The organism is Paenarthrobacter sp. C1 (assembly GCF_049315185.1).
Classification (GTDB): Bacteria; Actinomycetota; Actinomycetes; order Actinomycetales; family Micrococcaceae; genus Arthrobacter; species Arthrobacter nicotinovorans.
The window spans coordinates 373,570-397,873 of record NZ_CP186053.1 but is presented as its reverse complement, the minus strand read 5'-3'; the positions used below and the strand labels follow the sequence as shown (position 1 = coordinate 397,873).

Here is a 24,304-nt window from a genome sequence, read left to right as displayed (position 1 = left end):
CAGGTGCCGACAGCATCGCCGCCGCCCACGACGGCCGCTGCCTCAGCTGAACCCAGGAAAGATCCATCAAACTACGCCGCTAAATACACGCGGGCCCTGCTAGCGAGGATTCATGCAAACACCTTTGCGGAAACCTGCGGACGGCCCGTCAAGCAAGGCGGCAACGCTTGGGCTTGCATCATCGATCATCTGGCGTCCCCTGACGACCAGACCATCGTGATCTACTTGACGCCGGCAGCTGATTTCACGCGGGCCACAAAGGGATCTCTAGCCATCTACGAAGCAGCAAGCTTGAGCGGCGTCCCGGGTCTTAATGCCTGCGTCTACCACTGGGCTGTTGTTGCCGCCGATGGCCAACGCGGGGACTGGTACTTCCAATTCTGCGCCAAGTACCACGATTCACTGCTTCCCTAGCGGAGTTCTCCTGAAGCTTCGGTTGCGCCCCGCAGTACATGTAGAGCCCACGCCGCTCCCTCCGCGGACAACTACGACCAGTAGGTGTAAAGGACCGGTCGGAGCGATGTCCAGATACGCGGTTCAGTGAACAGATTGCCAAACGCTGCGAGCTCGCGGACCTCGCCAGGGACCAGGCGGGTCAGCCGTTCAGCAGCGGTTGCTGCGTCGGGGAAGAGGGGCGTCTCAGGGCGGGGGTGGCCGGCAACGGTGATGCGCCGGGCGGCGATTTCCTGCTGCTCGGTGTCGTTGAGTTCAAGGGCCCGGCGGTAGCCGCGGACGTAGTTGTGGTTCAGCTCCAGGCCCGCTTCCTTGTCCATCCATCGGCCGTCGAAAGGGTCGATGCCCGGGACGTCATACAGAGCAGGCTCGGTGTCGGCTTCGCCGCCCAGGTGCGCCTCGACGTAATCGAAGATGTTGTCGTCCTGGATCCAGGTAGTTGCGTAGGACGGCGGGACCAGGGTCATGACGTTGGGCAGGCCGTAATCGAAGGAGTGCACCACGCAGGAGCCGAGGCGGTAGGGAAGTTGCCGGCCGATTCCTGCCCGCACCATGTCCACATCCTCCAGCTCGGGGTCCTCGAACGGGTCTGCGGCTTCCAGATGGTCCACGAAGTCGCCGAAGGTTGGGCGGACGCCGACCAGGTCGAGCAGGGGCGAGTCCCAGTTGATCCGCGGGTCATCGGGAACGATGTCGGTCAGTGCGTAGCCAAGGACTTTTCGGATGCGAAGTGACATGCCACCTATGTGTGCGGACCGATTGCGTGCGCTCTCCACCGGCCGTCGGCTACTCTCGCCCTAACACCTGCATTGGAAGGTCAGCTTATGAATGAGTTCCTGGACCGACTCGCCGCCGAGCGGCAGAAGACCGATTACTTGAAGACACACTCAGACTGGGCCAAAGCGCACGTGGTGGCCGGCCACACCATCTGGGACGTAAGTGGCGCTCCGGACATCAGCGCCTCCGTTGCTGCATTTCTGAAGATGGTGCCGCAGGGGCACTTTGAAGAAGGCCTGGTCCTGACGGGGCCGAAGTACAGCGATAAATACCTTCTGATGGCTCCTGGGGCCCTGCAGACAGAGGACAGGCTGCTGGACCTGGCGAACGCCAGCACCGAGATGCGGTTGGCGTGGGAGCCGGAAGGAAAAAGGGTCTCTTTCGTTCGAACGAAGCGGACTTTCACGGTTGAAGGCGACAAAGTTATCCAGGAACATCTCGTCCTTGCCGACGGAAGGGTCTCTGGGAGGCAAGGGCTTCACTTGGCGCGGAGTGTGGACGAGCTTTACGAGGCCATGACGAACTACGCCATGGCCCACAACCTCTGAGGTCAGTTCCAGTAGGTGTAGAGCACTGGGCGGAGCTGTTTCCAGACGTCATCGGAACTGAACAGCTGCCCGTATTCGGCCAGCCGGCGCAGGTCCGACGGCACGAGAGGCACAACGCAGCCCCGGGCTTCGGCTGCGCTGGGGTAGGGATGCCGGTCATCGGCTGCAGCAAGCGGTTTGATGCGCCTGGCGATGGCGTCGAGCTCGTCCTCGGGCATGCCTTGGCTGTCGAGAAAGGCAAACCTCTGGGCTTCTTCATTCAGTTCGGTGCCGTCGACGTCCATGAACCGGTCCGCATAGCCGCTGATGCCCTGCTGAAGCCTGACAAGGGAGTTGCCCCGTCCACCGTCAGGGAGCAGGGACGCCTCGACGTAGTCGATGCTGTCGTCGGTCCGGCGCCAGCGGTGCAGACTGACTGGTGGGATGACGACGAGCGTTTCCGGAGCGGACTCGCACTGGTGCACGACGGCGTGGGTGAGCTCCAAGCGGTGCAGTCGCAGTTCGCGGGACTTTCGAAGCAACTTGGCGTCGGTGCGGGTCCCGAACCCGCCTTCACCGGCGGCAGCCTTCTCCTCCAGCCACGTTGCGTAGCTGTCCATGGTCGGAACCACGAAGTCCTCGTCCTCCTCTTCGAAGCGGGACCAGAACAGCAAAGGTGAATCCTGATTGATGCGCGGGTCGTTGACGACGAGATCAGTCAGGGCCTAGCCGAGGACTTTGTTCAGGCGAAGTGACATGCCAGCTATGTGTACGGACTCCGGAGTAACGCTGCCCGGCGGCACCCAGCAGGCCTATACTTCCCAGCGGGAGATGTCGGCCTGTTGCCTGGCCTCCTCGCCGGTCAACTTGGCAGCGGTACTCCAGCCCTTGATGCCCATGGCCATCGGAAGTACCAGCGGCAGAACCCAGACGACAGCATTGAACCGTGCACCGGCGAGGGCGCCCATGGCCAGGAACATTGACGTCACGGCGAAGTACAGGAACGCAATGGCGACCTTGTAGTTGCCTGTGGCGCGCTGCGATGAGCGGGCAGTGATGGGTGCGTTCGGGGTTTCCATGTCAGTGACCTTTCCTTGCAGTTCGGGTTTATTCAGCTGCTTGGTTCTCCGCGTCAATGCGGCGGTTGATCCGCTTGAGTACCCGCACGCTGCCTGGGCAGGTGACGCCGATGAGCGTCCTGATGGGATGGCTGTTGATACTGAGGAGGTCTCGGCCGCAGAACGCGACCATGACGTTGATGTCCACGGCCAGATGCTGGACGAACCGGCCCTCACCAAACCAGGGATGCCCCCCGGGTTCACCTGGCTTGCCGTAGTTCTCCGCCAGCAGGCCCCGGAACTCACGGCGAGAGATGTTGAGTGCCTTGACCTTCCCCATGCTCAGGCCACCACGCCAAGGAGTTCGCGGATGTCGTAGTTGAGCTCGGCGCCCCAGAGTTTCGGGATGAACCGCCGGATGTCCTCGGCCCCCGGGCCGCCGTCCATGCACTCCCCGCTGTTGCGGCGGCGCAGGTAGTCGGAAATGAGCGCGCGGTCGGTATCCTCTCCATCAACGTCCGGGTCATAGCGGAAGTCGGCGAGATGCCCACGGGAGACCAGGTACTCGAAGGCGCGGAGAACCTGCAGGTCGGTATCGAAGGGCAGCGCTATTTCGACTTGGCCGACGGACCGTCGGTTGACGTTGAGGATCTTCATGGCCCCCATGTGTACGGCGGCAGTCGGACTGCTCTCCGCGGCGCGGTCAAGCAGCTGCCAGCTGCTCGATCTCGTGCCTGAGGGCCTTGCGGGTGACGTCAAGTTCGGTGGCGTCCAGGAGTCCACCGCTACCTACTTTGCCCAATGCCTCGCGGTACTTGGCCTCAACCATGTCCAGCGCCGCGGGGAGGTGTTGCTCGTACCGCTCCATTCCCCGGTCGCGGAATTCGTACATCTCCGGGTAGAGCTTGGCGGCCTCGATCTCCCGAAGGCCAGCCCGGTCCACGGCCCGCCAGGCGGTGATGCACAGCTGGCTGTGGTCGAAGCTGCCAGAGCCCGTCAGGCCGTCCATGGCTTCGTCTTTCCAACGGTTGGCGGCCATCACGTGGAAGCCGATCTTCTGGACAGCGTCGCCGAAGTCGTCATCTGGCCGGCCCAGGAGGTGGATGTTGTCGGGCTCGGCATGGGTGGTTGCGGCGAACTGGCCGCCGGCAGGAACTCCGGACTGGATGCGGGGCTGGTTGTGGGTCATGCCCATTTTGTGTACGGCCGGATCAGGAGTTGGCGACCTTGGCGCGGAGGTTGCGTTTCACTTGACGGTGCTTCCGAAGAAGTCCAGCCCCAAGGTCGGCGCAGCCGGCTCAGCAGGCATCGGGTGCTCGTGCAGGCGCGTCGTTTCGGCCAGCTCCTTCGGGCCCCAGTCGCCGTACTCGACGTAGCGGGCTTCGATCAGTTCCTCGCGCAGGGTTTCATGGAAAGAGGCGGGGATGTCGTGGGAGATGAGCTCTGCGTCGCCCGGAGCCAGATAGGTGTACTCCTTCGGCACCTCCCAGGATTCGGATTCCGTCACACGGAAGACCGGTACGCGGAAAACGAGGTGGCCGATTGGCTCTTCTGCTGACATTGGTTCCTCCTGGCACTCGGGGCCGGCCGGCGCCGGTTTCTTCACCGCATGTGTGCGGCAGGAGCCAGCACGCTGCCCGCCTCCAGCTGGCGGACGTAATGGTCCAGGAACACAGGGGCGAATGCTGCAGCCTCGGCAGTGGTTGACCATTCCAGCCAAAACGCGGCTGCCGCCCGCGCCCAGCCTTCGGTCATTGGCTCGGGCCGGATGAGTTCGCGCGGGTAGCCCTGGCGGACGGAGCGGTCGCCGAGATACCGGCTGACTTTGAAGCGGTCGATCCGGGCAGTTCCCGGGGGCGTGACCCAGAGGTGCCTGCCGTCGGTCTCGAAGGCATGTCCGTCCAGTGTGAACATGATGGGCTCTGATGTTGGCCGTGCACGGCGGTAGCCGCGGCGCCGCTCTTGAGGACCGGGCCTACCCATTGCGGCGGCCCTTCATTGGCTTGACCCGCTCGGATTGGCGGACGGCGGCGAAGATGATACCAACCACCACGAGCAGCAGCAGGGAGCCGATACGGTCGACGGCCATGCAAAAATCCAAGAGCTCAACCATTGGTGCGGAGCCTGCTGATTCCGTTCTCGGCGTCGTGGGCGTCTGCGGCCCTTAGCGCTGCCTCTGCTTCGGCGTATTCGATCTCGGTCCATTCGGACGGGTGGCCGCGCAGGTCGTCGTAGAAGTCGACCTTGGCCTGGGCGGCGGCGATGATTCTGTCCTGGTCCAGCTGGCCCGGTGCCGGCACGGCGGCCGGGTCGAAGACTTTCCCTTCGCGGGAGGCCACCTGGCAGGCGTCAAAAATGAGCTTCGCCCAGTCCCGGGTCATCCCGGGGGTGGACTCGAAGTAGTGCTCCATCGCGAAGTCATTGCGCAGCCGCTGCTGGTTCCAGAGGTTGTCGTCCTGCGGGTCGTCGGGTGAGCCCCAGAGGTTGAACTGTCCCGGGGTGGCTTCGGTGCCAAGCAGCACGCGGTGGATCGCTGAGTTCTCGCGCATGGTTGTCATGCAGGGTGTGCAGATCAGCAGCTCGAGGTACTCGCCGCCGGGCGTATCGAAGGCGGTGGCTCCATAGTGGCCGTGGGTAGTGAAGATGTTGGCCCCGTAGGGGACTTCGGTCTGGCCTTCGCAGCGTTCCTGTGGTTTCAGGCAGACAGCGCAGGGCAGCGTGGTGTGCAGCGTGTCGGGGATGTTCCCGGTCATTTGGCTCCGATCAGTTCGTGGTCTACTGCTTCACATGCGTCGATAATCTGCCCGAGCTCATCGAAGGACACCGGGCGCTGCCAGGCGTCGAAGCCGGCGTTGAGCTGGCGGCCCTTCGCCTTCCAGGCTTTGTGGACGTGGCCGTGGATGAGCCACAGCCCTTCGTCGCGCAGGCGCCACTGGCTGTAGCGGTCCGCCCGGTCGACGCCGTCCCCTTCATACGGGAAGTGGGAGAGCAGCACGGTGCGATCACCGATCCGGCGGCTGGCCGCCATCTGCACGGAGGAGAACACATCGAGGTATTTGCGGAACTGGCGGTGCCCGTCCGGGTACAGCGGGTGGACCGGGTCGTGGTTGCCGGCGACCAGGTGCTTGGTGCCGGGCAGCTTCTTGAGCAGCTCCAAAGCGGGCTTCGGGTTGGACGAGGCGAGGTCCCCCAGGATCCAGACGGAGTCCTTCTTGGTGACGTTCTCCACCCATTGCTGGGCGAAGAAATCGTCGTGGTCTTGCGTGCTGGAGAAGCCGCGGTCCGCGGCAACGATGGCGTGAGCGATGTGCGGATCGGATGTCGTGAGGACGTTCGTCATTCGGCCTCAATTCGGGCTATGGTCCGGCCAGTCCTGGCTCCCGGGCTCCGGCCGGAGTCCTCTTGGGGAACGCTGATGTCCCGCACGGTCCAGGCGCGGTCATCGAGCTGGATGGAATCCCCTATAGTGATCCACGTGCGAGGTTCTTCAGTGTCTGAGCGGACAACCACCAGTTCGATGGCACCTTCCCGGACGCCAGTCACGAGGGCACTGTCAGGGCCGAAGGTATTGGGCAGACCAGTACGGAGATCGCGGATCATCGGATGTCCTCCAGTGTCAAAGCTTTCCGCAGGTCTTCGGTGGCGAGAAAGAAGTCTCCCGGGATGACAGCGTTGCGGCGGATGAGATCTTCCATCGAGGACACCAGCTCCTCAACCTTCTGCAGCCGGACGGCCATTGCCGGGGCAGCGGTGAGCGCTGCGGCGGCGAAGCGGGCGGTCTTTTCATCTTCGCCGAAGCTGACGTTGTTCCTGCCATAATGTTCGCTGGCGAGACCAGGAATGAGCCACTGTTTGCTGTCGTGGCGGCCGGAGTGGTCGTCGATGACTTCTACATGGTGCGGGCCGGGTGTGGCGGCGGCATGGAGGTCGATAATGTTCTGCAGGGAGTCACTCATGGGCCTCATGTGTGCGGAGCGGCTGCTATCCCTGCCCGGTCAGGCGCCGGCGCCCGCCATGGCTGGAGACGACGCGGTGAACATGGACCGCAGCTTCTTCTTCAGCTTCGTCCCCTTGCCTTTCCACCAGTCATCGCTGTCCTTGTACCGCTCCCAGTCCCGCAGCAGGATCACGCAGACGGCGACGTCAAGGAAAGCCCCGAGCCATTCGCGGGTGAGCAGGTCTATCGCGGCGAAGAAGAAATATCCGGCGAAGAGCGGCCAGATCAGCGTCTTGATGATCGTGGCGCTGCGGTACGAGCGGAGGGTTCCTGACACGGCCCGTCGGTTGATGGAGATGTTGATGACGTAGACGAAGTAGGCCATGGCGATGGCCCAGCCCAAGCCGGACTTAAGCGGTGTTCCTGCGAAGCGCGTCCAGAAATCAATATCCATGGCCTCCATGTGTGCGGAACCGTGGCTTCTCCTGCCCGGCAAGCGGAAAGCTCGCCGGGACAGGCCCCGGAGGCACCCGCTTATGCTGCGGCCGGAAGTCCGGTGCTGCCCGGGGTGAAGTGCGTGGCCGGGGCTGTTTCCTGGTCAGCATCTTGCGGCGCGGCCGCAAGTGCGGCTACTTCCTGGCGGCGCAGAATCTGAGCACCGTGAACAAAGGCCAACGCGAAGAACACTGCGATAAGCCATGCGGCAACGCAGGTGATGGTTACGAGGATCGGGTTCAATGCGTCCTGCTTTCTCTGATGGGTTGCTGGCTGCTGAGTGGCTGCCGGAGGAAACGGCAGGCGTACAGCTCCTTGCCGAGGAACTCGCGATCCGCTGCGTCCATCTCTGCCCGCTCGGCGGGAGTAATGAACCAAAACCGGGTTGACGAGACGAAGTAGCGTGGGCGATTCCTCATCGGGGGAGAGGTTCGACGTGCGGCACCCGGTTTTGGTTCACCGCCGGAGGACAGGAGGTGGCTATTCATCGTCGGGGAACCCTCCCAGGGCGAGGACCGTGTCGCAGGCCGCGCCGTCGAAGACCAGGCACAGGCAGCACCGGCCGCCGTAACCCTGGTCGGAATAGACCTCGTGCTTCCACTGGTCGTACCAGATGGTGTCGTGCAGCTCCAGTACTTTCTCGGCGGCAGAGGACTGCTCCCGGACCCTGCCGATCAGGGCAAGCACAGTATCGGCGCTGGCCGCGGCCAGGTGCCGGGCTACCGGGTTACGGACATCAACAATCTCGCCCCGGTGAATCCCACTGTGCGTCCTCGGGGTCTCATCGGGCAGGCCGCGATGCCGTGCCACTTCGAAAACGGCGAGGTCTCTGACCGGCTGCTTGACGTTTCGCTCATCCGTCACGGACAGTCGTGAGTCGGTGTTCGGCACCTCGTAGTCCCGGTCCGCCCACAGCCACTCATCCATGTGCCGCCGGGCGTCCTCTTCTGTCGTCGACAGTGAGAAGAGGTCTTTGAACCGGCGCAGGTGCAGGTCGGCTTCAAAGGAGCCGGCTTCACGGTCCACAGGGACGTGGCCAAGTATTTCCACCCGGCCCTTGGAGGGAACAATGCAGTTCAGTGATGGCTCTTCATAGTCGGTGTAGCCGCGCCAGAACCAGTCCCCGGGGGCCAGTATGGCGGCGGCGCGGGCGGTCGCTTCGAGGGCGTCCAGATCAAGGCCTGGGGCAGCAGGAGCCGCGGCTTTTTCAGTCATGAGCCTCATGTGTACGGCACGGCGGGTGCTACTGCCCGGCTGCCTCTTGCAGCGCGGTGCGGCGGGCCTGCCATTGGGCGTAGGTGGCGCCATTAGGCATGACAGTGTCCGCCAGAACGCGAGCATGGTTGCAGGCCTCTTCGAGGGTGAAGCGGCAGCGGGCCAGGAAGTCTTCTTCCCGGCTGGACGGGGAAGGCTCCCACTCCCACTCGGTTCCGTTCCAGCACTCGCCCATCCAGGTCACCGCCCAGGTATCTTCGCCACGCCAGCTGACGGTGACCCTGAAGTGCCGGGCATCCGGGTCTTTCCGGTCCGTGCCGGCCGGGGTGAAGACGAACTCGGTCGCGTGCTGAAGCAGATCGTTGTTTGTCACTGGTCGTCCTGTCTGCGGTCGGGGGCGATGGTGACTTTGGCCCGCCATCCGAGGTAGGCCTGAAAGCCAGGGTGAGGGAGCGGGAGGTAGCGGACCTCCCCGGGCCAGTTGCCGCGGGCTTCGTCGATGTCGGTCAACGGACATCCCGCCGCCAAGCGGTCGTAGACATCCTGCGGGTAGGCGAGGGCACCGACGAGAACTCCGGTGAAGTCCATGACGCCGCCGCGGGCGGAGTCCAGGACCATGTGGTGGAATTCGAAGCTCGCCAGCATGCAGCGGTCCCGGTCCGAGTCCTCGAAGCCGGGCGGAGCGTAAATTCTGGCTTCGAAACGGGAGAGGCCGCGGTCGTGGTCAGCGTTGAAATCCGCGCCGGTCAGGGTGGCAGCGGTGAAGGCCTCGGGCCAGCTGCGTCCGTGCCGGACGTGGGATACAGGCTCCAGCCGGACACAAATGCGGTACGCACCGTTGCCAGCAGCGGCCAGTGCAGGAGTCTGCTCAGTCATGAGCCTCATGTGTGCGGAGCACCCACAGCTGCTCACCGGTCACTTGCGGACAGGCATTTCCTTGGAGTCCTTGTCGACCAGGATGATCTGGCCGGCGGCAGACGTCCCATGGATCAGGGAGCCGTTGAAGATGACCGGGTTGGTCTCGTTTGAGGTCACCATGAAGCCCTTGTTCGTCAGTTTCTGCAGTTCGGTGGCCTGGATCCCGGACAGTTCGACGTTGTAGCGGTCCTTCGCCCAGGCGGTAAATTCGCCATTCTTGTCGGAGACCGTTGCACCCTTGGCCAGGCCGATAAAGTTGGGCACCGTGTCCCCGGACCGGGACGTGAACTCCATGACGCCCGAGCCCAGGACCGGCAAGAAGAGCAGCAATGCCGCAGCCCAGAAGGAGCGGGTCGCCCAGACCGCGGGAAGCTTTGACTTGTCCACCCGCCGGACCACCAGGATGACGATGCCGGCGGCCAGTGCCAGGAACCACCCGCCGGAGAGGATGATCCCGCCAAGGTTGTCGTACGCGGTGTTGTGAACCTCTGTCAGGCTGGCGTAATCGAAGGCCTTTGAGGGGTCCTGTGCGGTGGGTAGGCTCATGGTCCGTTTTCTCCTAGTCGTTCAACCGGACACATGCGTAGATGCTGCGGATTCCCTCCCCGCCCTACCCCTGACCAGGCGGGGCTGGTTTGGCCGGTTCGGACGGAACGTCCGGGGCCTGCTGATCCAGGATGGCGGGCCGTTCCGGCGGGCACCCCGGCGGGACACTGGGGGACGGGGACGGGGTCGCGGAGGGTGACGGTGATGCCGTTGGAGACGGGGTGGGCACAGGTGTGGGCGAAGGTGTGGGGCTTGCGGACGGCGACGGAGCCGGAACAGCCACGCACTGGGCCATCTTCGCCTCATAGTCCTTCCGGGCAGTGTCCTGCCGGGCGATGAAGTCTGCGCGCTGCGCAACCTTCCGGTCCCGGTCCTTCACTGCCTGGTCGTACCTGTCCCAGGAATCGGTGATGACGGTCCACGCCTTGTTGACCTCGTCGACCCTGGCCGCGTAGGCGTTGTAGGTCTTGGCCTGTTCCTTGTACGTGGCGTAGGACCTCCAGTAGGCCAGTACGCTGGCCTGCCAGGCTTTGGCGTCCGACTCCAGCTTCGCTTTCGTCTCGGCGAGGAGAGCAGTCCTGGTTTTAGCCGCCGCCTCGTCGTCAAAGGCCAAGGGCTTCATGCCGGTGAACGCCCAGCCACATCCGGGACCTGTGGTGTCATTGGCAGCCACCTGGACCGTTGCGCTGAGGGTGGCCTTGGGCGCGGGAGCGGCCGGGGGCTGCGGTTCGGTGACGGGAGCCGGCATGGCAGGGGCCACCGGGAACGCCGGACGGGACATCGGTGCAGCCGTGTGGTCCACGAGGTCCGGTGCCGGCAGGGACACCCGCTCGAGAGTGGCCGCCGGGGACGGGGCGGGGATTGCTGCGGGGGAGGGGGCCGGGCCTGTCGGTGCCGTTGTCGGCTCTGTGGATGGGAGGGGAACGTCGGCGATCGCCACCGTGGCATCCTCGGTGTACGGTTTGTAGCCGCCCGCTGACCACGGGGAGCGGGCGGCGTCAGCGACGGTGGACTCCGGGTTTGCGCAGACCGGTCCGAGCCTGCGGGTCAGGTTGTCGTCGAACGCTTTCGCGAGGTTCTGCAGCGGGTCGTTCGGGGAGCCGGTGACGTAGGTGATGACGTCTCCGCGGCGGAACGAGAGCACGGAGGCCCGGACTCCTCCGCGGGTCGTGACCGCCTGTTTCGCGTCGGATCCGGGTCCGTTCACTCCCCACAGGCTCAGGCCTGTCTCCGGGCCGGCGCAGATGTACGCGTTTGCCCCCTGTCGGTTCATGGCTTCGGCGCCGATCCCCGCCGTGTAGGCGAGGGTGATCACCTGGAACCGTGAGCTGCCCGAAGTGTAGGTCCGGGCCAGGGAGACGGACGGAGCCAGCCCGGGCTGCGGGCACGAGTACGGCAGCGGCGCGGTGACGAGCTGCTGGAGGTCACCCTGCTTGGACCATCCCGACGGCGGGTTGTTCAGCGCATCGGTGAGCACCCCGGTGGCGGGGGACTGCTTCCAGTCAGCGGTAATGATGGTCGGGTCCGCTGCTGCCTTTGGGGCCGGATCTGCCGCCGGCGGCATGCCGATCAGCACCATGGCCAAGGTGGTCAGGCCTGCGACGGTCGTGACGATGCCGGTGCCGGCAAGGACGGCTGTTGATGGTTTGTCGGTGAGTCGCTGGAGTCCCATTGGTCCTACTTCTGTTCCGGGAGCTTGATGGTGGTGTCGCTGCCCTGGCTGAGGGTGATGGTGACTTTCTCCCGGTACGAGAAGGTGCTGCCGGCAGCCGGTGTCTGGGCAGTCACGACGTCTTTGGCCAGCAGCGGGTTCGGGTCCGCGGTCTTCTCGGCGATGTCCGGAGTCAGGTTGTTCTGCAGCAAAAGGGTTGCCGCTTCGCTGACGGAAAGCCCGCGAACGTCCGGGACGGTCCGGGCGGTGCTGGAACTTGTGGCGACATCGTCTGCCTTGGGCAGCGGGACGGCAGGCAGGCCAGCGGTCAGGTGGGTCATGATGTCTTTCCACACCGGGCCGGCGACCTCGCTGCCGGTGAGGTTGTGGTAGTCGCGGCCGTAGGCGTGGACCATGTTCAGGGGGTACTGGGTTCCGCCGCGCGGATCGCCGAGCCACACGGCAGTGGCGTACTGGGGGACGAGACCAACGATCCAGTTGGCAGCGAAGTCGTTGGTCGTGCCGGTCTTGGCGCCGGCCTCGCGGCCGGGCAGTCCGCCCATCTGGGACAGGGTTCCGTCCGGTCCCGCGAAGGGCATTTTGAGGACGTCTGCGACAGTGTGCGCGACCGCAGGGGCGATGGCCTGGTGGCAGTCCGGGTTGGGGACGGCGATCTTGGCGCCGGTGTCGGCGCGGGTCCCGGCGGTAACGGCAACCGGACGGCAGGCGACACCATCGCCGGCGAACACGGCATACGCATTGGCCATTTCCAGCGGGGAGACTTCATAGGCGCCCAGGGTCAGGGATGCTTCCTGTCCTTTGATCGCATTCGGTCCGGTCCGGGGCAACGAGGTGATGCCGAGACGGGCGGCCATGTCGGCGACCGGCAGGACTCCGGTGCGTTCGATGAGCCTGATGAAGTAGATGTTCAGGGACAGCTGGATGGCGCGGTGTGCGTCCACGGTGCCCCAGCTGATGTTGCCGTAGTTGATGAAGCCGCCCTGAGGTGAGTCAAGCGTCGGGGATGTGTACGGGCTGTCCGCATTGAACCGGGTGGTGGCGGGAATGCCCTGTTCGAGCGCGGTGGCGAGGGTGATCGGCTTCATGGACGAGCCGACCTGGAACGGGGACTTCGCGTAGAGCATTTCGGTCTGGCCGGGGCCGTTGCCCCAGGTGCGGTTCTGGGCGATAGCGGCTATCTGGCCGGTGCCGGGCTTGATCACCGCGGTGGCCAGGGCAGCCCGGTTGTCGTTGCCGAGCGCGCCGGTGACGGCGTTCTGCGTAGCGGCCATGGCCTCCGGGTCCAGGGCTGTGGTCAGGGTCATTCCGCCGCGGGAGAGCTTTTCGGCACGGGCCTCGGCGGTGGCGCCGAAGGCGGGGTCGGTGAGGATTTCGTCCCGGACCAGCGAGCAGTAGTACGGGTAGGTGGAGCTGGCACAACCGTTGGCGAGGGTCCCTTTCTTGATGCCAAGGGGTTCGGCCGCGGCGGCGGAGGCCTCGGCTTCAGTGATCTTCCCGGTCACCTTCAGGCGGGACAGGGCAGTGTCGCGGCGGTCACGGGCACCGTCGGGGTTGGTGAACGGATCATAGAGGGCGGGACCCTTGAGGATGCCGGCCAGGGTGGCGCCCTGGGCGCGGGTCAGGTCCTTGGACGTTGTGTCGAAGTACACCTTGGCGGCGGCCTGGATGCCGTAGGCGCCGTTGCCGAAGTAGACAGTGTTCGAGTACATCTCAAGGATCTGGTCCTTGCTGAGCTTTTTCTCCAGCCCGGCGGCGTACTTGAGCTCCTGGAGCTTGGTGCCCAGATCGCGGGACGGGAGCGCTGTCTCACCGGACTGGGCCACGAGGAGGTTTTTGACCAGCTGCTGAGTGATACCTGAAGCCCCCTGCGCCTGGGAGGAGCGCGCGTTGTTGATCGTGGCCCGGACTGTGCCGATGAAGTCGATGGGGCCGTTCGTGTAGAACCGGGCGTCCTCGGTGGCCAGCAGGGCGTCAGTGAACGTCGGGGAGATGTCAGTGAGCTTGACGTCGATGCGGTTCTCGCTGAAGAAGCGGGCGAACTCCTTGCCGTTCTTGTCGAGCAGGACGGTGTGCTGCGGGAGCGCGACGTCCAAGGGGATCTCCGAGGGGAGTTTGTCCCAGTAGTCGATGGCAGTGCCAACACCCCCGGCGGCAAACATGCCGGCCGGGGCAGCGAGCAGCCCTGTCAGGGACACCAGAAGCACGGACGCGACGTAGCCGGCGAGGCGGACCGAGAACGGGCGGGCCGGGGAATTCTCTTCTTGCATGGACGATTCGAGCAGTTGCTCAACGCTGGCCAGCTCGGTGTGTGCGCGTCTCAAGGTGAAATCTCCTGGCAATGCATGGTGGCAGCCCCGAGGGCCGCAGTGGATCGACAATGCAAGGCATGTGTGCGGAGAAAGCAAAAACCCTGCCCGCCTGGTCTTGCTGCACCGCTGCCAGCCCGGTCTACGCATGGTTTACGGTGACAGCACGATCAGACCGAAAGGCACGATGAGCCAGCCAGGATACGACCCGAACCATTACCAGCAGCCGTACAGCGAACCCCAGCAGCCGTACAACACCTCGGCCTACCCGCCGGTGCACGCTACTGGCTACTCACCCGAAACCCTTGAAGCCAAGAAGGCCGGGGAGACTGCCTTGATCTTCGGCATCGTTGGACTGTTCATCCTTGGATTCGTCTTCGGTCCGCTGGCCATCATCAATGCGAGCAAAGCTGAACGGATGGGCCACCCGGCGACCGCCGGCAAAGTCCTGGGATGGCTCTCCACTATCCTCTCGGCGCTGGGCGTGATGGCGTTCTTGTTTGTGATGATCGGAGCCGGGATGTCCGGCGTGCACTGAACTGTCCGGGTGCAGCAGAAGAGCCGGTGCGGTTGGTCCGCACCGGCTCTTTGTGTCTGTTCGGCAGTGGCTCAGGTCAGCGGGTCACGGCCAGAGGTGCCAGCGGCGTGGACGGGCCATCAACGATGTCAGCGATGTAGGTTTCACGCAGCGGCGCGGCAGGGGCAGCGGCAACTTGCTGCAGGATCGCGGTAAGACCCCGGTCCTGACGCTTGGCGCCGGCGCCGAGGAAAACAGCCAGCAGCAGTCCGCTGCCGATGATGAAGGCGGCAATCGCGATCACCAGAAGGGTGTCGCCGGGGAAGTAGACGTAAAGGTTCACGGACAGCTCCTGCGTGGTCGTCGGCCAGGCGTATCCGGGCCCGATGCCTCACATGTGTGCGGAGCAGCTGCGTTCCTTCCCCGCCGCTGTCACACCGGTGCCGGCGACATCCTGACGACCGAGTACCTGCCGGTGGTGCCGTTATCGTCCGGGGCGCTGCTGGCAGCCACGTTATAGGGGTTGTAGCTGCCGTCGGCGTGCTGCAAACGTACGATCGCAGCGGTGGCCGGCCGTGATTCCTCAACAATTTCCCTGAAAGCACGGTAGTCATCGGGGTGGACGACATGTGGCAGGTAGCCGAACCGCGGTGTCCGGATGCCGAACTTGTGCCACGTGGGGGACGTCATGAACGTCTGCCAGCAGCTCGTGTCGACGGCCATCAGAACCTGGTCCGAAGCCAGATCGAAAACCGCCCGCAGGAGACTGCTGGACTGGAAGTCACCAAAGCCCGGCGTGATCGGGGACGGGGTGATCTCCTGCACCTCACGCGTAATGGCGCGCAGCCACTTACCCTCGAAGGTCTCGTCGGGAAGAACCCGGCCGGACACCTCCAGGTTCTTGACACCGGGGTTGTCCGTGTCCGACCGGGTAATCACCTTGTAGGGGACAAGATACCGCTGGGCGTTTCCCGACCGGATGGCGGCGTCGATGGTCACCTTCATCCGGGTCCGGTCCTCCGGGGAGATGAGCTCGCTGACCCACTGGTTCATGTCCCCGGTAGGGCTGTTGGAGTTACCGGTCCGCTCGATCTCGTAGATCCGGAACAGGTCGTCGTTCCAAGACGTTTCGATGTGGCCGTCGAAGGAAATCTTCCACTCCAGGACGCCGATCGGCGGCCGTTCAGGCAGTTCGTCCTCGGCCCTCGTGTAGATCGCAGTGACTGCAAGAATGGTGTTTGTGGCCGGGCCTCGCAAAGGCATCGTCAGGACGCGGTAGTCGATGCCGCGTAGGTTGACGACTGCATCTGTTTCCTGGCCGGTTTCAGCTACGAGACGGATTCTGTCCACGAGCAGCTCGCGTCCGACCACATCAAGGTTTTTCCGGACGCTGGCCCCGGAGTAGTTGACCGCTCCGATACTCAGGAGCCCCGGTTGATCGCTGTTGAGGAAATCAACCAGCACCCAACGGTTCTCCGTGTTGCTGCGTGTTTCGCTGCCTGCGTTCATGTCTGAGCCCCATAAAACTTTGTGGCGGCAGAAATTCTGCCCCCAACTCTCGTAGCCCCCCAAGTACCCCCCAATAGGGCGAGTCCCACTATGGGACTCGGACATTTTGTCACCCTTCAACAGAGTTTGTCACATGTGTCATGAAACACATTCTTCCCTGTCATGTGACTTGATTCCTGGGCGTCACTCCCAGCGAACTCCCGATTTGCCTTGAGCCAATCTTGATGGATAGAGTTTGCATCCTAAGCCCGACTGGCGGACGCCCGGCAGGCTGTACGAATCACATCTGATCCACCTCAGGAGTACAGCCTTTTGTCACCCATTTCAGCGCGTCCCGCGAAGCCGTTCGACCCGTCGCGCGTCAGCGAACCGGCCCCCGGTGTTTTCTTCGTCGAAGGCCCTGCATCCAACTGGATCATCGTCAGCGATGACAAGGGCTACATTCTCATCGACAGCGGCTACCCGGAGGACGTATCTGCCGTCCTGGACTCCATCTGGCACGTCGGCCTCAAGCCCGGCGATGCCAAAGCAGTGCTCATCACGCATGGGCACGTCGACCACCTGGGTTCGGCGTCTCGGTTCGTTGAGGCATTCGGGACCCCTGTCCTGACCAGCCCCGAAGAGCTCGCCCACGTGCAGGGCAAAGAGAAGCACCAAGTCACCCTGGCAACCTGCGTTCTCAATGCATGGCGCCCGGGGGTTTTCTCCTGGCTCAAGCACGCCATCTCTGCAGGGGCCCTGTCCCCGAACCCTGTGCCGTCAGCCGAAGCCTGGACAGCCGAGCGCCTGGAAGCCCTGCCCGGACGTCCCAAGGCAATCAATGTTCCCGGTCATACCCCCGGGCACGCCGTCCTCCTCCTTCAGGATGCGGACGCGGTCGTCACCGGTGACGCCCTCATCACCGGGCATTCGCTCAGCCGTCACACCGGTCCGCAGATGCTTGACCGGATGTACCATACAGACGCCGACGAGGCCCTGGCTGCTACCCACACCCTTGATGACGTTGACGCGTCCATCATCCTGCCCGGCCACGGCCCGGCGCTGCAGATGTCGCTCAAAGACGCACTGGCGTCCCTGCGAAGCTCTTAAACTTCAGCACCCCTCTCTTTCCTGACACCGGCACCACGCCCAGGTGCCACCCCTTTCGAAAGTCAAAAAGTGCCTTTCCTTGCCACAGCTGTAACCACTATCGAGTGCGACGGCCACGACAGCGCCGGATGCCCGGCCAGCACCACCATCGAATATCCGCACCCTCAGTCCGTCGCGATCCGGCTCGCCAAGCAGTCCGGCTGGACCGTGTGGCTAGAAACTCTGTGCCCAGAATGCGGCAAACTTGCGGTAGCCGATGAACCGGAGCCGGCCGCGCCGGAAGCCCGACCGGCCGGCGCCGTTCCTGCACTGATGGTGTTCGAGGCCGGGGCAACAGAGCACGGCTGCTGCGCCCAGATGAAAGCCGAACGCGGCAGGATACCTGCCTACGCCTGAGCCGTCAGGCCGCCTCGTCGAGGACCAGGTCCGGGTGGTCCTCGACGTCCTGAAGCCGGGCAATGACGAGCCGGTCCATGAGGGTCAGGTCGGTCACGGCAGCGGAGCCGTCCACACCGACCATGGTGCCCGACCCAACGGGCCCTGGTCCCGTGTTCATGCCGTCGCCCCGGCAAATCCGGCCAAGGCACCCAGGCGGTCCGACAGCAGGGAGAGCTTGAGTTCGATTTCGGCCATGCCTGCGTCGGAGACCAGCACGCGAATCGCTTCGTAGTTCGCGGCGAGCTCGTCCTGGAAGATGGCCACCACCGGGTGATACTTGGCGGCCAGGTGGGCGACCATTCGTTCATTCCCGCCGACTGCGTTGTGGTGCAGGCCGCCGGCGTTATCCATGAAGTCGGTGAACTTGCCGATGAAGGCGGAGGCGTTGCCCCGAATCTTGCCGGCGACGTCCGCGGCATACTTCTCGCGCTTCTGCGCCTTGGTGAGTTGTGTCCCCATGGACACCGGGTTGGTCAATGACCTGACGAGGCCGGAGGCTTCCTCTCCGAACTCCCGGGCGATCCACTCGAAGGCCAGCTCCCGCTGCGCTGCCTCACCGATTCCGGCATGGCAGCCCGGGACGAAGGTCGCCAAAATCCTGTCCAGGCAGTCCTCCACAGTGTCGTGCAGAATGACGGAGATGAGGATGGCTTCGGAGGCCACACCCCACCGCAGCACGCGAAGCGCGTTCCTCAGCGGATGCTCGATGTAGGAGGTCCTGGAAAAACCCTTGCGGTTGGCCCGGGTCTGGTTCAGGTGGAAGAACGAAGCGGCCGAGATCGCTGTCGAGACCTTGACCCCGTCGATGGAGGGCATGTCCTTGATCTCGGCGAAAATGGCCATTGTCAGGGCAGAGGGGTCCATGTCCTTGAGCGGGACGCTGGCAAAGAGCGTGGTCGTCATGCCGGCTATGTGTACGGACATCGGGCACCGTGTCACCGATTAGCCGCCCCTGACCGCTCGATTGGGCCGGAAAGGGTCAGCGGTGGGGCTGGTTCTTGTTCAGGAAGGTTGCCTGCTCTGCGGCGATGCGGACCATGGCACGGGCGACCACAGAGACGCAGAGCGGGCACTGCAGACGGGTCCTAGTGGCGAACGGCTGGTCCGAGACGAGCATGACGGAGCCGCCGCAGAGGGCTTTGGGTGAGAGCCGGTCCAGGGCGTAATGCTGGACGAACATTCCTTTCCCGTACAGCCGCTCCGGGGCCGGCTGACCCGGACGCCCCATCTGCGTGATCACTTGGCGGCGGAAGCGGTGGCCTTCGAGGATCCGGTCCTTGAACTGCACGCTCAGGGCCTTTCGATGACGAACGCCGTGGCGGTGTTGGGAGCGATTTCGGTCAGGCCCGCGTCGACGATCAGCGGACCGGCGGCGATGGTTTGCAGGCCGGTGAACTCCTCCTCGGTAGCAATGACCAGGTCGGTGGAGAGCAGCTGGAGGGAGGCGAGCTCGGCATCATCGTGTCCGCGGTTCAACTGCCAGGCAAACAACGCGTGGGCTGCCTGTGCGGCGGCTTTGCCTGTCGACATCCCGAGGGCGCCGTTCAGGACGATGACCGGATCTCCGCTGCGTTTCCTGGACGGTACCGTCGCCGGCTCGTCGGGCAGGTCGGTTCCGGAGACCTGCAGTCTCATCAGCGACTTGGGCATGTCCTCGTAGAAGGCTGGGGCATACGCGAGGGCCTTGGCCTTGCCGATGGAGATTAAGCTCTCACTTTTGTTATCTTCGTCGGCGGCCAGCTTGGTGAAGGTCTTCAGGTCGGCGCGGCGAACCGACTTGGTGAACCGGCCGGAGAGCCATTGCGTCCACGCTTCGTCGCGCAGCGAGGACAACGTACCGGCGTAGGCGTCAACGCTGGCGACCGCCGCTGCGAGGATGCTGTCCCGGTGGCTGGCAGGGTCGTTCTTGTCCACGAGCAGCACGATCGGCTGCACGAGGCTGGAGGTGGCGATCATTGGTGTTCCTGATCCGTGGGGGAGGGGTCTGCGCTCATGTGTGCGGAAGGAGGGTCCGGGCTCACCGCTAGGCGGCAGCCAGGCCCGGCGCATCTCCTGCCTGGCCGCCGGCCAGCGTGGTGTCGATGCCGAGACGATGATAGGCGCGGGCCACATCGGACCGGTCGTCGTAGGCGTGGACGATGTTGTACTGATCCTGCAGCCCGGCCACGATTTCGGCCTTGGTAAGGGCATCGGGACGGTGATCGCTCACGCGCCGAAGATGGATCCCGTCCACGGTCATGCCGTTCAGGTCCAGCCAGGACTGGATGTGCGGGTGGTAGTGGTCGCGGTCAGCGCTGACCAGAAGAACAGCCCGGCCGATGTTCCGCTCCACGTTCAGCAACTGGGCCATCTGCCGCACCGGAGGGCACATCACCGCCTCAAGGAGGTAGCGGTCTGCCGAGGGGGCGTCGCACGACGGATGGTGGCTGGCGACGAGGTGGTTGATCAGGGACGTATCGACGAGAGTGCCGCTGAACGAGACGATGACTGCTTCCGGAAGAGATCGCATGAACCGCATGTGTGCGGCACCGGAAGAGTCCTACTCCGCGCTGGGGTTGAACTGCCGGTACGTTCCCGGCTGGACCCTGTTTGCTTCCAGGTGGCGGGCGGCCCGGGCTTCGTCCCACGGCTCGCCGCTGGTCATCTTGTCCGCGCGCTGGATCCAGGCGACGCCGGAGACCTGCACGAACGGGTCCTCCAGGCCCTGGAAGAGCCGGCGGCGGTGGATCGCCCAGCGGAGGGCCGAAGAGGCTGTCTTGAAGAAGGCTGCACCCTCGGCAGGTGAGAGCGTCGCCGCGGTGACCAGGTTGGCTTCGCACCAGGTCAGTGTCGCGTCCCAACCGTCGGCGGCAACGGCCAGCAGTTTGGCGGCCGTTTCCCCGACAGGCTTCTCGAGCGCGGCCAGGCCCAGGTCGGCCCGGATGTCCTCTATGGAGACGTGCACAATGTCGCTGGCATCAACCCAGGTGCCGAACGGGCTGCGGTCCGGATGGACCGCCTGGTCGTCAATTACGGAAAGGTTCCGCCACGGGTCCTCGGGATCCAGGGAGCGGACGATGTCCGAGAGGTAACCGGAGAGCCAGGCGGCAAACCAGTGGGGATGCCGGGTGACGAGCTCGACCATTTCCTTTTCGATCTCGACGCGCGCCTCGGTCTCAAGCAGGGGTTCGCAGAGCGCAACGACCCACCGGGCGACCCACCCGCTGTCTAGTTGGCTCATAATTTTATTCCCCGGGGGCTCGGACATTTTGCGCACGATAGTCAAATGTACTTGTAAAAAACTGCCGTAGTCCATATTTGCGCCCCGTCGGCCGAGTTGACGCATAGAGCTGTTTGTGAACACATCAGACAGCGCAGTAACCACCCGTGGCCGCATCGGGCTGATCGAACTGCCGGCCCTCGCCGAAACCCTGACGCAGTGCGGCCTGCAAGTGGTGACCGGCCCTGACTTCCGGGCTGCCGCCACCTCCATCATTGCCGAGTCGAAGACCGCCGGCGCATTCCCGATCATCGTCGCCGATGTCCCCGCCCCGGGGCTGCGCGCGTGGGTCGGACACCTCCAGGCCAAAACCCCGGTAAAGGTCGCCGTTGTCCGTGGCGATGGTGAGGCTGTTGCCTTCCCCGACACTGTCGCGGAGATCCACCTGCCGACAACCGTGAACGCCATCCTGGCATCCGTCGGGCTGGCCCCGCTGGACGGCCCGGAGGGACTGCAGTCCTTCCCGCCGGCACCCGCCGTCGACGAACCGGTCGGCATTGAGCTGCCTGGCATCGACTTCTTCGAAGAAGAGTCCGTAGCTCCTCCCGCCCAGGCCGCCGTCACTGTTCCCGTGGAGGAGGACCCGTTCGCGGCTCCCGCCCCCGCAGCACCCGCAGCTCCGGCTTTCGATGACTGGGAATCCCCGGCGTCCGACGCAGTCGAGACTGCCCCGGCCGCGGCGCCCGTTCCCGTCCAGGATGAGTGGGACACCCCGGCGGCGGCCCCGGTCTCCTTTGAACCTGTCGCAGCACCGGTGGCGGCACCGGCTCCTGTGGCATCTCCCGCAGCGCCTGCCATCGTGGCTCCCGCCCCGGTCCAGGACGAGTGGGACACCCCCGCTGCGCCGGCCGCGGTTCAGGCCCCTGAGCAGCCCGGTTCCCGACGCGCTGCACGCGCCGCCCAGCAGGTCCAGCAGCAGGCCTGGTCCGCACCGGCTCCGTCGGCAGCACCTGCACCTGCACCTGCACCTGCTCCGGTCGTGATGGCCGCCCCGCCGATCGTGAACGACTGGGATGCCCCGCCGCACCAGCCGACCGTGATGGCGCCCCCGGCCGAGGAATTCGGCGACTGGGACACCCCCGAGCTTCCGGTTGTTCCCGTCCAGGTCAGCGAGCCGGTCCCCGCCGAGAACTACTTCGGCCACGGTGCACCTCAGGCACAGCAGCCCTTCGTGCAGGCCCCCGCCGGGACCCCGGCATGGCATGGTGTCCAGACGCCCGTGGCGCCGACCCACGACTCCACCGGCATCTTCGACGACTTCGAAGCCTCCAAGCTGATCGGCACCGGCCGTTCCGCCGCCGGGCTGGGCGCATTCGTCATCAACTACTCGGGCAAGGGCGGGGTCGGCAAGTCCACCACGTCGCTGCAGCTGGCCCACGTCGCGGCCGAAGCCGGCCTGCGCGTCGTCCTGATCGACGGCAACTCCGGCCAGGGCGACCTGCGCACCTACCTGCGCCTGAACCGCACCAACCTTCCCACCATGTACGACGCGGCGATCGGCAGCATCAAGGACGCCATCCTCACCCCGGCGACCATCAACGCCAACCGCGAAGAACACCTGGGCGAGATCAAGTTCGCGTTTATCGGCGCCCCGCCGGATGACATCAACGACCCCTCCGTGGTCACCGACGCGCTCTACCGGGACGTCATCCACTTCGCCCGCCGCAACGCGGACCTGGTCATCATGGACACCCAGATCGTCGAGTCCTCGGACCGGACCGGTGTGGTCAACATGCTGCTCCTGCCGGCCCTGGTCCATGACGCATGGGGCATCGGCGTCGCCGACATGTCCACCGTCGGGGTGAACAACCTGAACAACCGGCTCCGGAAGTTCATCAACGAGGGCGTCCCGACGTCCCGGCTGATGGTCCTCATCAACCAGGTCCACCCGGAGCAGGTTGAAATGGCAGCCAAGGCCGTCAACTACTTCCGCAACCTGGGGACCTTCCTCGGCGCCGTCGAGGCGGACATCAACGTCAAGCACGACATGAATGCCGGGCGGATCAATTCGAACAACCCCCAGCTGCGCGCTGTGATGTCCAAGGCGCTGCTGCGGATCACGGGCAACGAGGCGTTCCGCGAAGCGTCCGAATACAGGCCTGAAGCAGTCAGGAAGCAGGGCATGTTCGCCCGTCTGATGGGAAAGAGGGCCGCGTGAGCCTGAACCTCACCTCCGAAACCGCCGCCGCCCTGATGGCGGACGCGGCCCGCGCGGTCGAAGAGTGCGGCCGCAAGCACCCGTCGCTGGAGGTGCTGTGCTCACGGCTCGAACGGATCATGCACGGCCAGGCAGCCAAGGCGATCCTCGAAGCCGGGGACTTGCCCGAGCGGGCCGGCATTGTGACCCTTCCGGTCTGGAGCTGGGAGCACCCGCTCATCGACGTCGGCCGCAAAGACAAGGCTCACGGCACGGGGGAGCGGATGCTGATGCCGGTCCGGAACGCCTGGGACGGTCCTCCCGTCGTCATCGTCTCCGACGAAGCCGTCCCGGTCAGCTACCACACCCGCGGCATGGGACACGCCAGGGCAGGCCAGTCCAAGCTGGTCCGCCGCCTCGGTGAAGCCCCCGTAGCCACCGTCACCACCCTGCCGTCCCTTGCCGAGCCGGTGTTCGTCGGCTCCGGCCTCAAGCCCCGGAACACCGCCTACCTGAACTCCCTGGTCAAGGCCGGGGAGGCGGCGCACTGGGACGTGCTCACCGATCTGGAACCGAAGCTGCGCACGACCGTCTTCCAGGCCCACTCGTTCGTCTGCTACGAGATCGGACTCAGCACCGGAGTGGTCGAGCCGATGCTTGATGAGCTCGGTCTGGAGCAGATCGTGGACGCCATGATGTACGGGGAGATTCTGGGCGAGGACGCAGGGGAGCGGGAGAAGGGCAAGCCCTCGGCCATGTTCCGTCTCATCGAGCTGTGCCTGGAGCCGGAATGCTTCGTGAAGGTGGATCCGCTCAAATACATGACCAAGCACATGCGCCGGGACGCCGAGACGCAGATCCGCCGCCGCCTGGGTGACCCGCACATCGGACCGAAGATCCGCGAGATCGCCCGCCGGCACCCGCGCGCGGAAATCGCCGACATCGTCGAGGCCTACCGCGAGGTCTATCCTAAGGACCGACTCTCCCTGCCGCGCGCCCGGGCAGCCCTGTCGGTGAGCCCGTCCGCGGCGGCCCGCAGCACCCTTCTCGCGCCCGAAGGCTTCACCAGCGACACCGTCTACGAAGGGAGCCGGGCGGCATGACGCCTCCTGCGCCGACCCTTGAAACTGCGAACGCTGCACGCCGCAATGCCGCCGTCTACAGGGCCCAATGGCTGATGCTGATTCACGACGGAATGGTCACCCCCGGTGACGTCCTGGCTGATGCTGCCGGCTCGCAAGCCCGTCCCCTGATGAAGCTTTCATTGCGTCAGCTGCTGCTGGCACAGCAAGGCTGGGGAAGGACCCGCGCAGACGGCGTTATCGACAAGATTTTGTCGGTCACTGACGCTAAGATTGAGCGTCGGCAAGTAACCATAGGATGGCTCCTTGATCCGCGAGCAGGCGGCCGAAGATTCGCCGCCTGGCTCGATGCATTTGAACCCCGTTCCG

At 64.7% G+C, this 24,304-nt stretch carries 35 protein-coding genes; 7 read left to right on the top strand and 28 right to left on the bottom strand.

The window, feature by feature from the left end; all coding sequences use genetic code 11:
- Positions 1-3: 3 nt before the first annotated feature.
- Positions 4-414, top strand: coding sequence for a hypothetical protein (locus ACNAOU_RS24820; protein WP_422759256.1), 411 nt, complete (start codon positions 4-6; stop codon positions 412-414).
- Positions 415-485: 71 nt separating this feature from the next.
- On the opposite strand, the gene ACNAOU_RS24815 is transcribed toward ACNAOU_RS24820, so the two are convergent.
- Positions 486-1,190 carry a hypothetical protein gene (locus ACNAOU_RS24815; protein WP_422759129.1) on the bottom strand — a complete coding sequence of 235 codons (705 nt, stop codon included), beginning with the start codon at positions 1,188-1,190 and terminating at the stop codon, positions 486-488.
- 87 nt (positions 1,191-1,277) lie between these two features.
- Here ACNAOU_RS24815 and ACNAOU_RS24810 point away from each other — a divergent pair, with 87 nt between their 5' ends.
- A complete protein-coding gene (locus ACNAOU_RS24810; RefSeq protein ID WP_422759128.1) occupies positions 1,278-1,778 on the top strand; it encodes a hypothetical protein in 501 nt (166 codons plus the stop codon).
- A gap of 2 nt (positions 1,779-1,780) precedes the next feature.
- On the opposite strand, the gene ACNAOU_RS24805 is transcribed toward ACNAOU_RS24810, so the two are convergent.
- The 19 genes from ACNAOU_RS24805 to ACNAOU_RS24715 all read right to left on the bottom strand — a co-directional run bounded on the left by ACNAOU_RS24805 (position 1,781) and on the right by ACNAOU_RS24715 (position 13,919).
- Positions 1,781-2,431 (bottom strand): hypothetical protein, encoded by a 651-nt coding sequence (locus ACNAOU_RS24805; protein ID WP_422759127.1) that lies wholly within the window; start codon positions 2,429-2,431, stop codon positions 1,781-1,783.
- Positions 2,432-2,569: 138 nt separating this feature from the next.
- Entirely contained in the window at positions 2,570-2,836 is a 267-nt protein-coding gene (locus tag ACNAOU_RS24800) for a hypothetical protein (protein WP_422759126.1), read from the bottom strand.
- A 28-nt stretch (positions 2,837-2,864) separates the two neighbouring features.
- Positions 2,865-3,155 (bottom strand): hypothetical protein, encoded by a 291-nt coding sequence (locus tag ACNAOU_RS24795; protein ID WP_422759125.1) that lies wholly within the window; start codon positions 3,153-3,155, stop codon positions 2,865-2,867.
- Positions 3,156-3,157: 2 nt separating this feature from the next.
- Positions 3,158-3,472 (bottom strand): hypothetical protein, encoded by a 315-nt coding sequence (locus ACNAOU_RS24790; RefSeq protein WP_422759124.1) that lies wholly within the window; start codon positions 3,470-3,472, stop codon positions 3,158-3,160.
- A 46-nt stretch (positions 3,473-3,518) separates the two neighbouring features.
- Positions 3,519-4,004: a hypothetical protein gene (locus ACNAOU_RS24785; RefSeq protein WP_422759123.1), complete on the bottom strand. Its 486-nt coding sequence runs from the start codon at positions 4,002-4,004 to the stop codon at positions 3,519-3,521.
- Positions 4,005-4,061: 57 nt separating this feature from the next.
- A complete protein-coding gene (locus tag ACNAOU_RS24780; protein WP_422759122.1) occupies positions 4,062-4,376 on the bottom strand; it encodes a hypothetical protein in 315 nt (104 codons plus the stop codon).
- 41 nt (positions 4,377-4,417) lie between these two features.
- Positions 4,418-4,729, bottom strand: a complete 312-nt coding sequence (locus ACNAOU_RS24775; protein ID WP_422759121.1) for a hypothetical protein — start codon at positions 4,727-4,729, stop codon at positions 4,418-4,420.
- A 191-nt stretch (positions 4,730-4,920) separates the two neighbouring features.
- Complete coding sequence (locus tag ACNAOU_RS24770; protein WP_422759120.1) at positions 4,921-5,568, bottom strand: hypothetical protein; 648 nt, start codon at positions 5,566-5,568, stop codon at positions 4,921-4,923.
- Positions 5,565-6,155 (bottom strand): metallophosphoesterase, encoded by a 591-nt coding sequence (locus tag ACNAOU_RS24765; protein ID WP_422759119.1) that lies wholly within the window; start codon positions 6,153-6,155, stop codon positions 5,565-5,567. Before ACNAOU_RS24765 ends, ACNAOU_RS24770 begins: the two co-directional genes overlap by 4 nt.
- Entirely contained in the window at positions 6,152-6,415 is a 264-nt protein-coding gene (locus ACNAOU_RS24760) for a hypothetical protein (RefSeq protein WP_422759118.1), read from the bottom strand. Before ACNAOU_RS24760 ends, ACNAOU_RS24765 begins: the two co-directional genes overlap by 4 nt.
- Positions 6,412-6,771: a hypothetical protein gene (locus ACNAOU_RS24755; protein ID WP_422759117.1), complete on the bottom strand. Its 360-nt coding sequence runs from the start codon at positions 6,769-6,771 to the stop codon at positions 6,412-6,414. The genes ACNAOU_RS24760 and ACNAOU_RS24755 overlap by 4 nt, the downstream gene beginning before the upstream one ends.
- Positions 6,772-6,810: 39 nt before the next feature.
- A complete protein-coding gene (locus tag ACNAOU_RS24750; RefSeq protein ID WP_422759116.1) occupies positions 6,811-7,206 on the bottom strand; it encodes a hypothetical protein in 396 nt (131 codons plus the stop codon).
- Positions 7,207-7,286: 80 nt separating this feature from the next.
- Positions 7,287-7,490, bottom strand: coding sequence for a hypothetical protein (locus ACNAOU_RS24745; protein WP_422759115.1), 204 nt, complete (start codon positions 7,488-7,490; stop codon positions 7,287-7,289).
- Between the two features lie 237 nt (positions 7,491-7,727).
- Positions 7,728-8,462 (bottom strand): hypothetical protein, encoded by a 735-nt coding sequence (locus tag ACNAOU_RS24740; protein WP_422759114.1) that lies wholly within the window; start codon positions 8,460-8,462, stop codon positions 7,728-7,730.
- A 28-nt stretch (positions 8,463-8,490) separates the two neighbouring features.
- Complete coding sequence (locus tag ACNAOU_RS24735; RefSeq protein ID WP_422759113.1) at positions 8,491-8,835, bottom strand: hypothetical protein; 345 nt, start codon at positions 8,833-8,835, stop codon at positions 8,491-8,493.
- Positions 8,832-9,338 (bottom strand): hypothetical protein, encoded by a 507-nt coding sequence (locus ACNAOU_RS24730; protein WP_422759112.1) that lies wholly within the window; start codon positions 9,336-9,338, stop codon positions 8,832-8,834. The genes ACNAOU_RS24735 and ACNAOU_RS24730 overlap by 4 nt, the downstream gene beginning before the upstream one ends.
- A 39-nt stretch (positions 9,339-9,377) precedes the next feature.
- The gene (locus tag ACNAOU_RS24725) at positions 9,378-9,926 is read right to left on the bottom strand and encodes a hypothetical protein (RefSeq protein WP_422759111.1); all 549 of its coding nucleotides are present in this window, start codon (positions 9,924-9,926) and stop codon (positions 9,378-9,380) included.
- Positions 9,927-9,990: 64 nt separating this feature from the next.
- Entirely contained in the window at positions 9,991-11,598 is a 1,608-nt protein-coding gene (locus ACNAOU_RS24720) for a hypothetical protein (protein WP_422759110.1), read from the bottom strand.
- Between the two features lie 5 nt (positions 11,599-11,603).
- Positions 11,604-13,919 carry a transglycosylase domain-containing protein gene (locus ACNAOU_RS24715; protein ID WP_422759109.1) on the bottom strand — a complete coding sequence of 772 codons (2,316 nt, stop codon included), beginning with the start codon at positions 13,917-13,919 and terminating at the stop codon, positions 11,604-11,606.
- A 172-nt stretch (positions 13,920-14,091) separates the two neighbouring features.
- Between ACNAOU_RS24715 and ACNAOU_RS24710 the strand changes: the two genes are divergently transcribed.
- Positions 14,092-14,442 carry a hypothetical protein gene (locus ACNAOU_RS24710; protein ID WP_422759108.1) on the top strand — a complete coding sequence of 117 codons (351 nt, stop codon included), beginning with the start codon at positions 14,092-14,094 and terminating at the stop codon, positions 14,440-14,442.
- Between the two features lie 76 nt (positions 14,443-14,518).
- Here ACNAOU_RS24710 and ACNAOU_RS24705 read toward each other — a convergent pair whose 3' ends face one another.
- Positions 14,519-14,764 carry a hypothetical protein gene (locus tag ACNAOU_RS24705; protein WP_422759107.1) on the bottom strand — a complete coding sequence of 82 codons (246 nt, stop codon included), beginning with the start codon at positions 14,762-14,764 and terminating at the stop codon, positions 14,519-14,521.
- Between the two features lie 89 nt (positions 14,765-14,853).
- Positions 14,854-15,930 carry a hypothetical protein gene (locus ACNAOU_RS24700; RefSeq protein ID WP_422759106.1) on the bottom strand — a complete coding sequence of 359 codons (1,077 nt, stop codon included), beginning with the start codon at positions 15,928-15,930 and terminating at the stop codon, positions 14,854-14,856.
- 312 nt (positions 15,931-16,242) lie between these two features.
- On the opposite strand from ACNAOU_RS24700, the gene ACNAOU_RS24695 reads away from it, so the two are divergent.
- A complete protein-coding gene (locus ACNAOU_RS24695; RefSeq protein WP_422759105.1) occupies positions 16,243-17,019 on the top strand; it encodes an MBL fold metallo-hydrolase in 777 nt (258 codons plus the stop codon).
- 69 nt (positions 17,020-17,088) lie between these two features.
- Positions 17,089-17,415, top strand: coding sequence for a hypothetical protein (locus tag ACNAOU_RS24690; protein ID WP_422759104.1), 327 nt, complete (start codon positions 17,089-17,091; stop codon positions 17,413-17,415).
- 4 nt (positions 17,416-17,419) lie between these two features.
- Here ACNAOU_RS24690 and ACNAOU_RS24685 read toward each other — a convergent pair whose 3' ends face one another.
- The 6 genes from ACNAOU_RS24685 to ACNAOU_RS24660 all read right to left on the bottom strand — a co-directional run bounded on the left by ACNAOU_RS24685 (position 17,420) and on the right by ACNAOU_RS24660 (position 20,677).
- Positions 17,420-17,575: a hypothetical protein gene (locus ACNAOU_RS24685; RefSeq protein ID WP_422759103.1), complete on the bottom strand. Its 156-nt coding sequence runs from the start codon at positions 17,573-17,575 to the stop codon at positions 17,420-17,422.
- Positions 17,572-18,360 (bottom strand): hypothetical protein, encoded by a 789-nt coding sequence (locus ACNAOU_RS24680; RefSeq protein WP_422759102.1) that lies wholly within the window; start codon positions 18,358-18,360, stop codon positions 17,572-17,574. Before ACNAOU_RS24680 ends, ACNAOU_RS24685 begins: the two co-directional genes overlap by 4 nt.
- Before the next feature lie 76 nt (positions 18,361-18,436).
- Positions 18,437-18,745, bottom strand: a complete 309-nt coding sequence (locus ACNAOU_RS24675; RefSeq protein WP_422759101.1) for a hypothetical protein — start codon at positions 18,743-18,745, stop codon at positions 18,437-18,439.
- A 2-nt stretch (positions 18,746-18,747) separates the two neighbouring features.
- Positions 18,748-19,413 carry a peptidyl-tRNA hydrolase gene (locus ACNAOU_RS24670; protein WP_422759100.1) on the bottom strand — a complete coding sequence of 222 codons (666 nt, stop codon included), beginning with the start codon at positions 19,411-19,413 and terminating at the stop codon, positions 18,748-18,750.
- Positions 19,414-19,480: 67 nt separating this feature from the next.
- Entirely contained in the window at positions 19,481-19,966 is a 486-nt protein-coding gene (locus ACNAOU_RS24665; RefSeq protein WP_422759099.1) for a hypothetical protein, read from the bottom strand.
- Positions 19,967-19,996: 30 nt separating this feature from the next.
- Positions 19,997-20,677: a hypothetical protein gene (locus ACNAOU_RS24660; protein ID WP_422759098.1), complete on the bottom strand. Its 681-nt coding sequence runs from the start codon at positions 20,675-20,677 to the stop codon at positions 19,997-19,999.
- Between the two features lie 115 nt (positions 20,678-20,792).
- Between ACNAOU_RS24660 and ACNAOU_RS24655 the strand changes: the two genes are divergently transcribed.
- Together ACNAOU_RS24655 and ACNAOU_RS24650 are read left to right on the top strand one after the other, a co-directional pair.
- Positions 20,793-22,874, top strand: coding sequence for an AAA family ATPase (locus tag ACNAOU_RS24655; protein ID WP_422759097.1), 2,082 nt, complete (start codon positions 20,793-20,795; stop codon positions 22,872-22,874).
- Positions 22,871-23,956, top strand: coding sequence for a hypothetical protein (locus ACNAOU_RS24650; RefSeq protein WP_422759096.1), 1,086 nt, complete (start codon positions 22,871-22,873; stop codon positions 23,954-23,956). The genes ACNAOU_RS24655 and ACNAOU_RS24650 overlap by 4 nt, the downstream gene beginning before the upstream one ends.
- Positions 23,957-24,304 lie beyond the last annotated feature (348 nt).

Excerpts from the sequence above, each read along its gene's own strand:
- ACNAOU_RS24740 (WP_422759114.1), bottom strand. The coding sequence starts at position 8,462 with ATGACTGAAAAAGCCGCGGCTCCTGCTGCCCCAGGCCTTGATCTGGAC.
- ACNAOU_RS24665 (WP_422759099.1), bottom strand. The coding sequence starts at position 19,966 with ATGCGATCTCTTCCGGAAGCAGTCATCGTCTCGTTCAGCGGCACTCTC.
- ACNAOU_RS24765 (WP_422759119.1), bottom strand. The coding sequence starts at position 6,155 with ATGACGAACGTCCTCACGACATCCGATCCGCACATCGCTCACGCCATC.
- ACNAOU_RS24710 (WP_422759108.1), top strand. The coding sequence starts at position 14,092 with ATGAGCCAGCCAGGATACGACCCGAACCATTACCAGCAGCCGTACAGC.
- ACNAOU_RS24815 (WP_422759129.1), bottom strand. The coding sequence starts at position 1,190 with ATGTCACTTCGCATCCGAAAAGTCCTTGGCTACGCACTGACCGACATC.
- ACNAOU_RS24775 (WP_422759121.1), bottom strand. The coding sequence starts at position 4,729 with ATGTTCACACTGGACGGACATGCCTTCGAGACCGACGGCAGGCACCTC.
- ACNAOU_RS24755 (WP_422759117.1), bottom strand. The coding sequence starts at position 6,771 with ATGAGTGACTCCCTGCAGAACATTATCGACCTCCATGCCGCCGCCACA.
- ACNAOU_RS24730 (WP_422759112.1), bottom strand. The coding sequence starts at position 9,338 with ATGACTGAGCAGACTCCTGCACTGGCCGCTGCTGGCAACGGTGCGTAC.
- ACNAOU_RS24785 (WP_422759123.1), bottom strand. The coding sequence starts at position 4,004 with ATGACCCACAACCAGCCCCGCATCCAGTCCGGAGTTCCTGCCGGCGGC.
- ACNAOU_RS24810 (WP_422759128.1), top strand. The coding sequence starts at position 1,278 with ATGAATGAGTTCCTGGACCGACTCGCCGCCGAGCGGCAGAAGACCGAT.
- ACNAOU_RS24780 (WP_422759122.1), bottom strand. The coding sequence starts at position 4,376 with ATGTCAGCAGAAGAGCCAATCGGCCACCTCGTTTTCCGCGTACCGGTC.
- ACNAOU_RS24790 (WP_422759124.1), bottom strand. The coding sequence starts at position 3,472 with ATGAAGATCCTCAACGTCAACCGACGGTCCGTCGGCCAAGTCGAAATA.
- ACNAOU_RS24680 (WP_422759102.1), bottom strand. The coding sequence starts at position 18,360 with ATGACGACCACGCTCTTTGCCAGCGTCCCGCTCAAGGACATGGACCCC.
- ACNAOU_RS24660 (WP_422759098.1), bottom strand. The coding sequence starts at position 20,677 with ATGAGCCAACTAGACAGCGGGTGGGTCGCCCGGTGGGTCGTTGCGCTC.
- ACNAOU_RS24725 (WP_422759111.1), bottom strand. The coding sequence starts at position 9,926 with ATGAGCCTACCCACCGCACAGGACCCCTCAAAGGCCTTCGATTACGCC.
- ACNAOU_RS24700 (WP_422759106.1), bottom strand. The coding sequence starts at position 15,930 with ATGAACGCAGGCAGCGAAACACGCAGCAACACGGAGAACCGTTGGGTG.
- ACNAOU_RS24800 (WP_422759126.1), bottom strand. The coding sequence starts at position 2,836 with ATGGAAACCCCGAACGCACCCATCACTGCCCGCTCATCGCAGCGCGCC.
- ACNAOU_RS24750 (WP_422759116.1), bottom strand. The coding sequence starts at position 7,206 with ATGGATATTGATTTCTGGACGCGCTTCGCAGGAACACCGCTTAAGTCC.
- ACNAOU_RS24720 (WP_422759110.1), bottom strand. The coding sequence starts at position 11,598 with ATGGGACTCCAGCGACTCACCGACAAACCATCAACAGCCGTCCTTGCC.
- ACNAOU_RS24760 (WP_422759118.1), bottom strand. The coding sequence starts at position 6,415 with ATGATCCGCGATCTCCGTACTGGTCTGCCCAATACCTTCGGCCCTGAC.
- ACNAOU_RS24770 (WP_422759120.1), bottom strand. The coding sequence starts at position 5,568 with ATGACCGGGAACATCCCCGACACGCTGCACACCACGCTGCCCTGCGCT.
- ACNAOU_RS24685 (WP_422759103.1), bottom strand. The coding sequence starts at position 17,575 with ATGAACACGGGACCAGGGCCCGTTGGGTCGGGCACCATGGTCGGTGTG.
- ACNAOU_RS24670 (WP_422759100.1), bottom strand. The coding sequence starts at position 19,413 with ATGATCGCCACCTCCAGCCTCGTGCAGCCGATCGTGCTGCTCGTGGAC.
- ACNAOU_RS24795 (WP_422759125.1), bottom strand. The coding sequence starts at position 3,155 with ATGGGGAAGGTCAAGGCACTCAACATCTCTCGCCGTGAGTTCCGGGGC.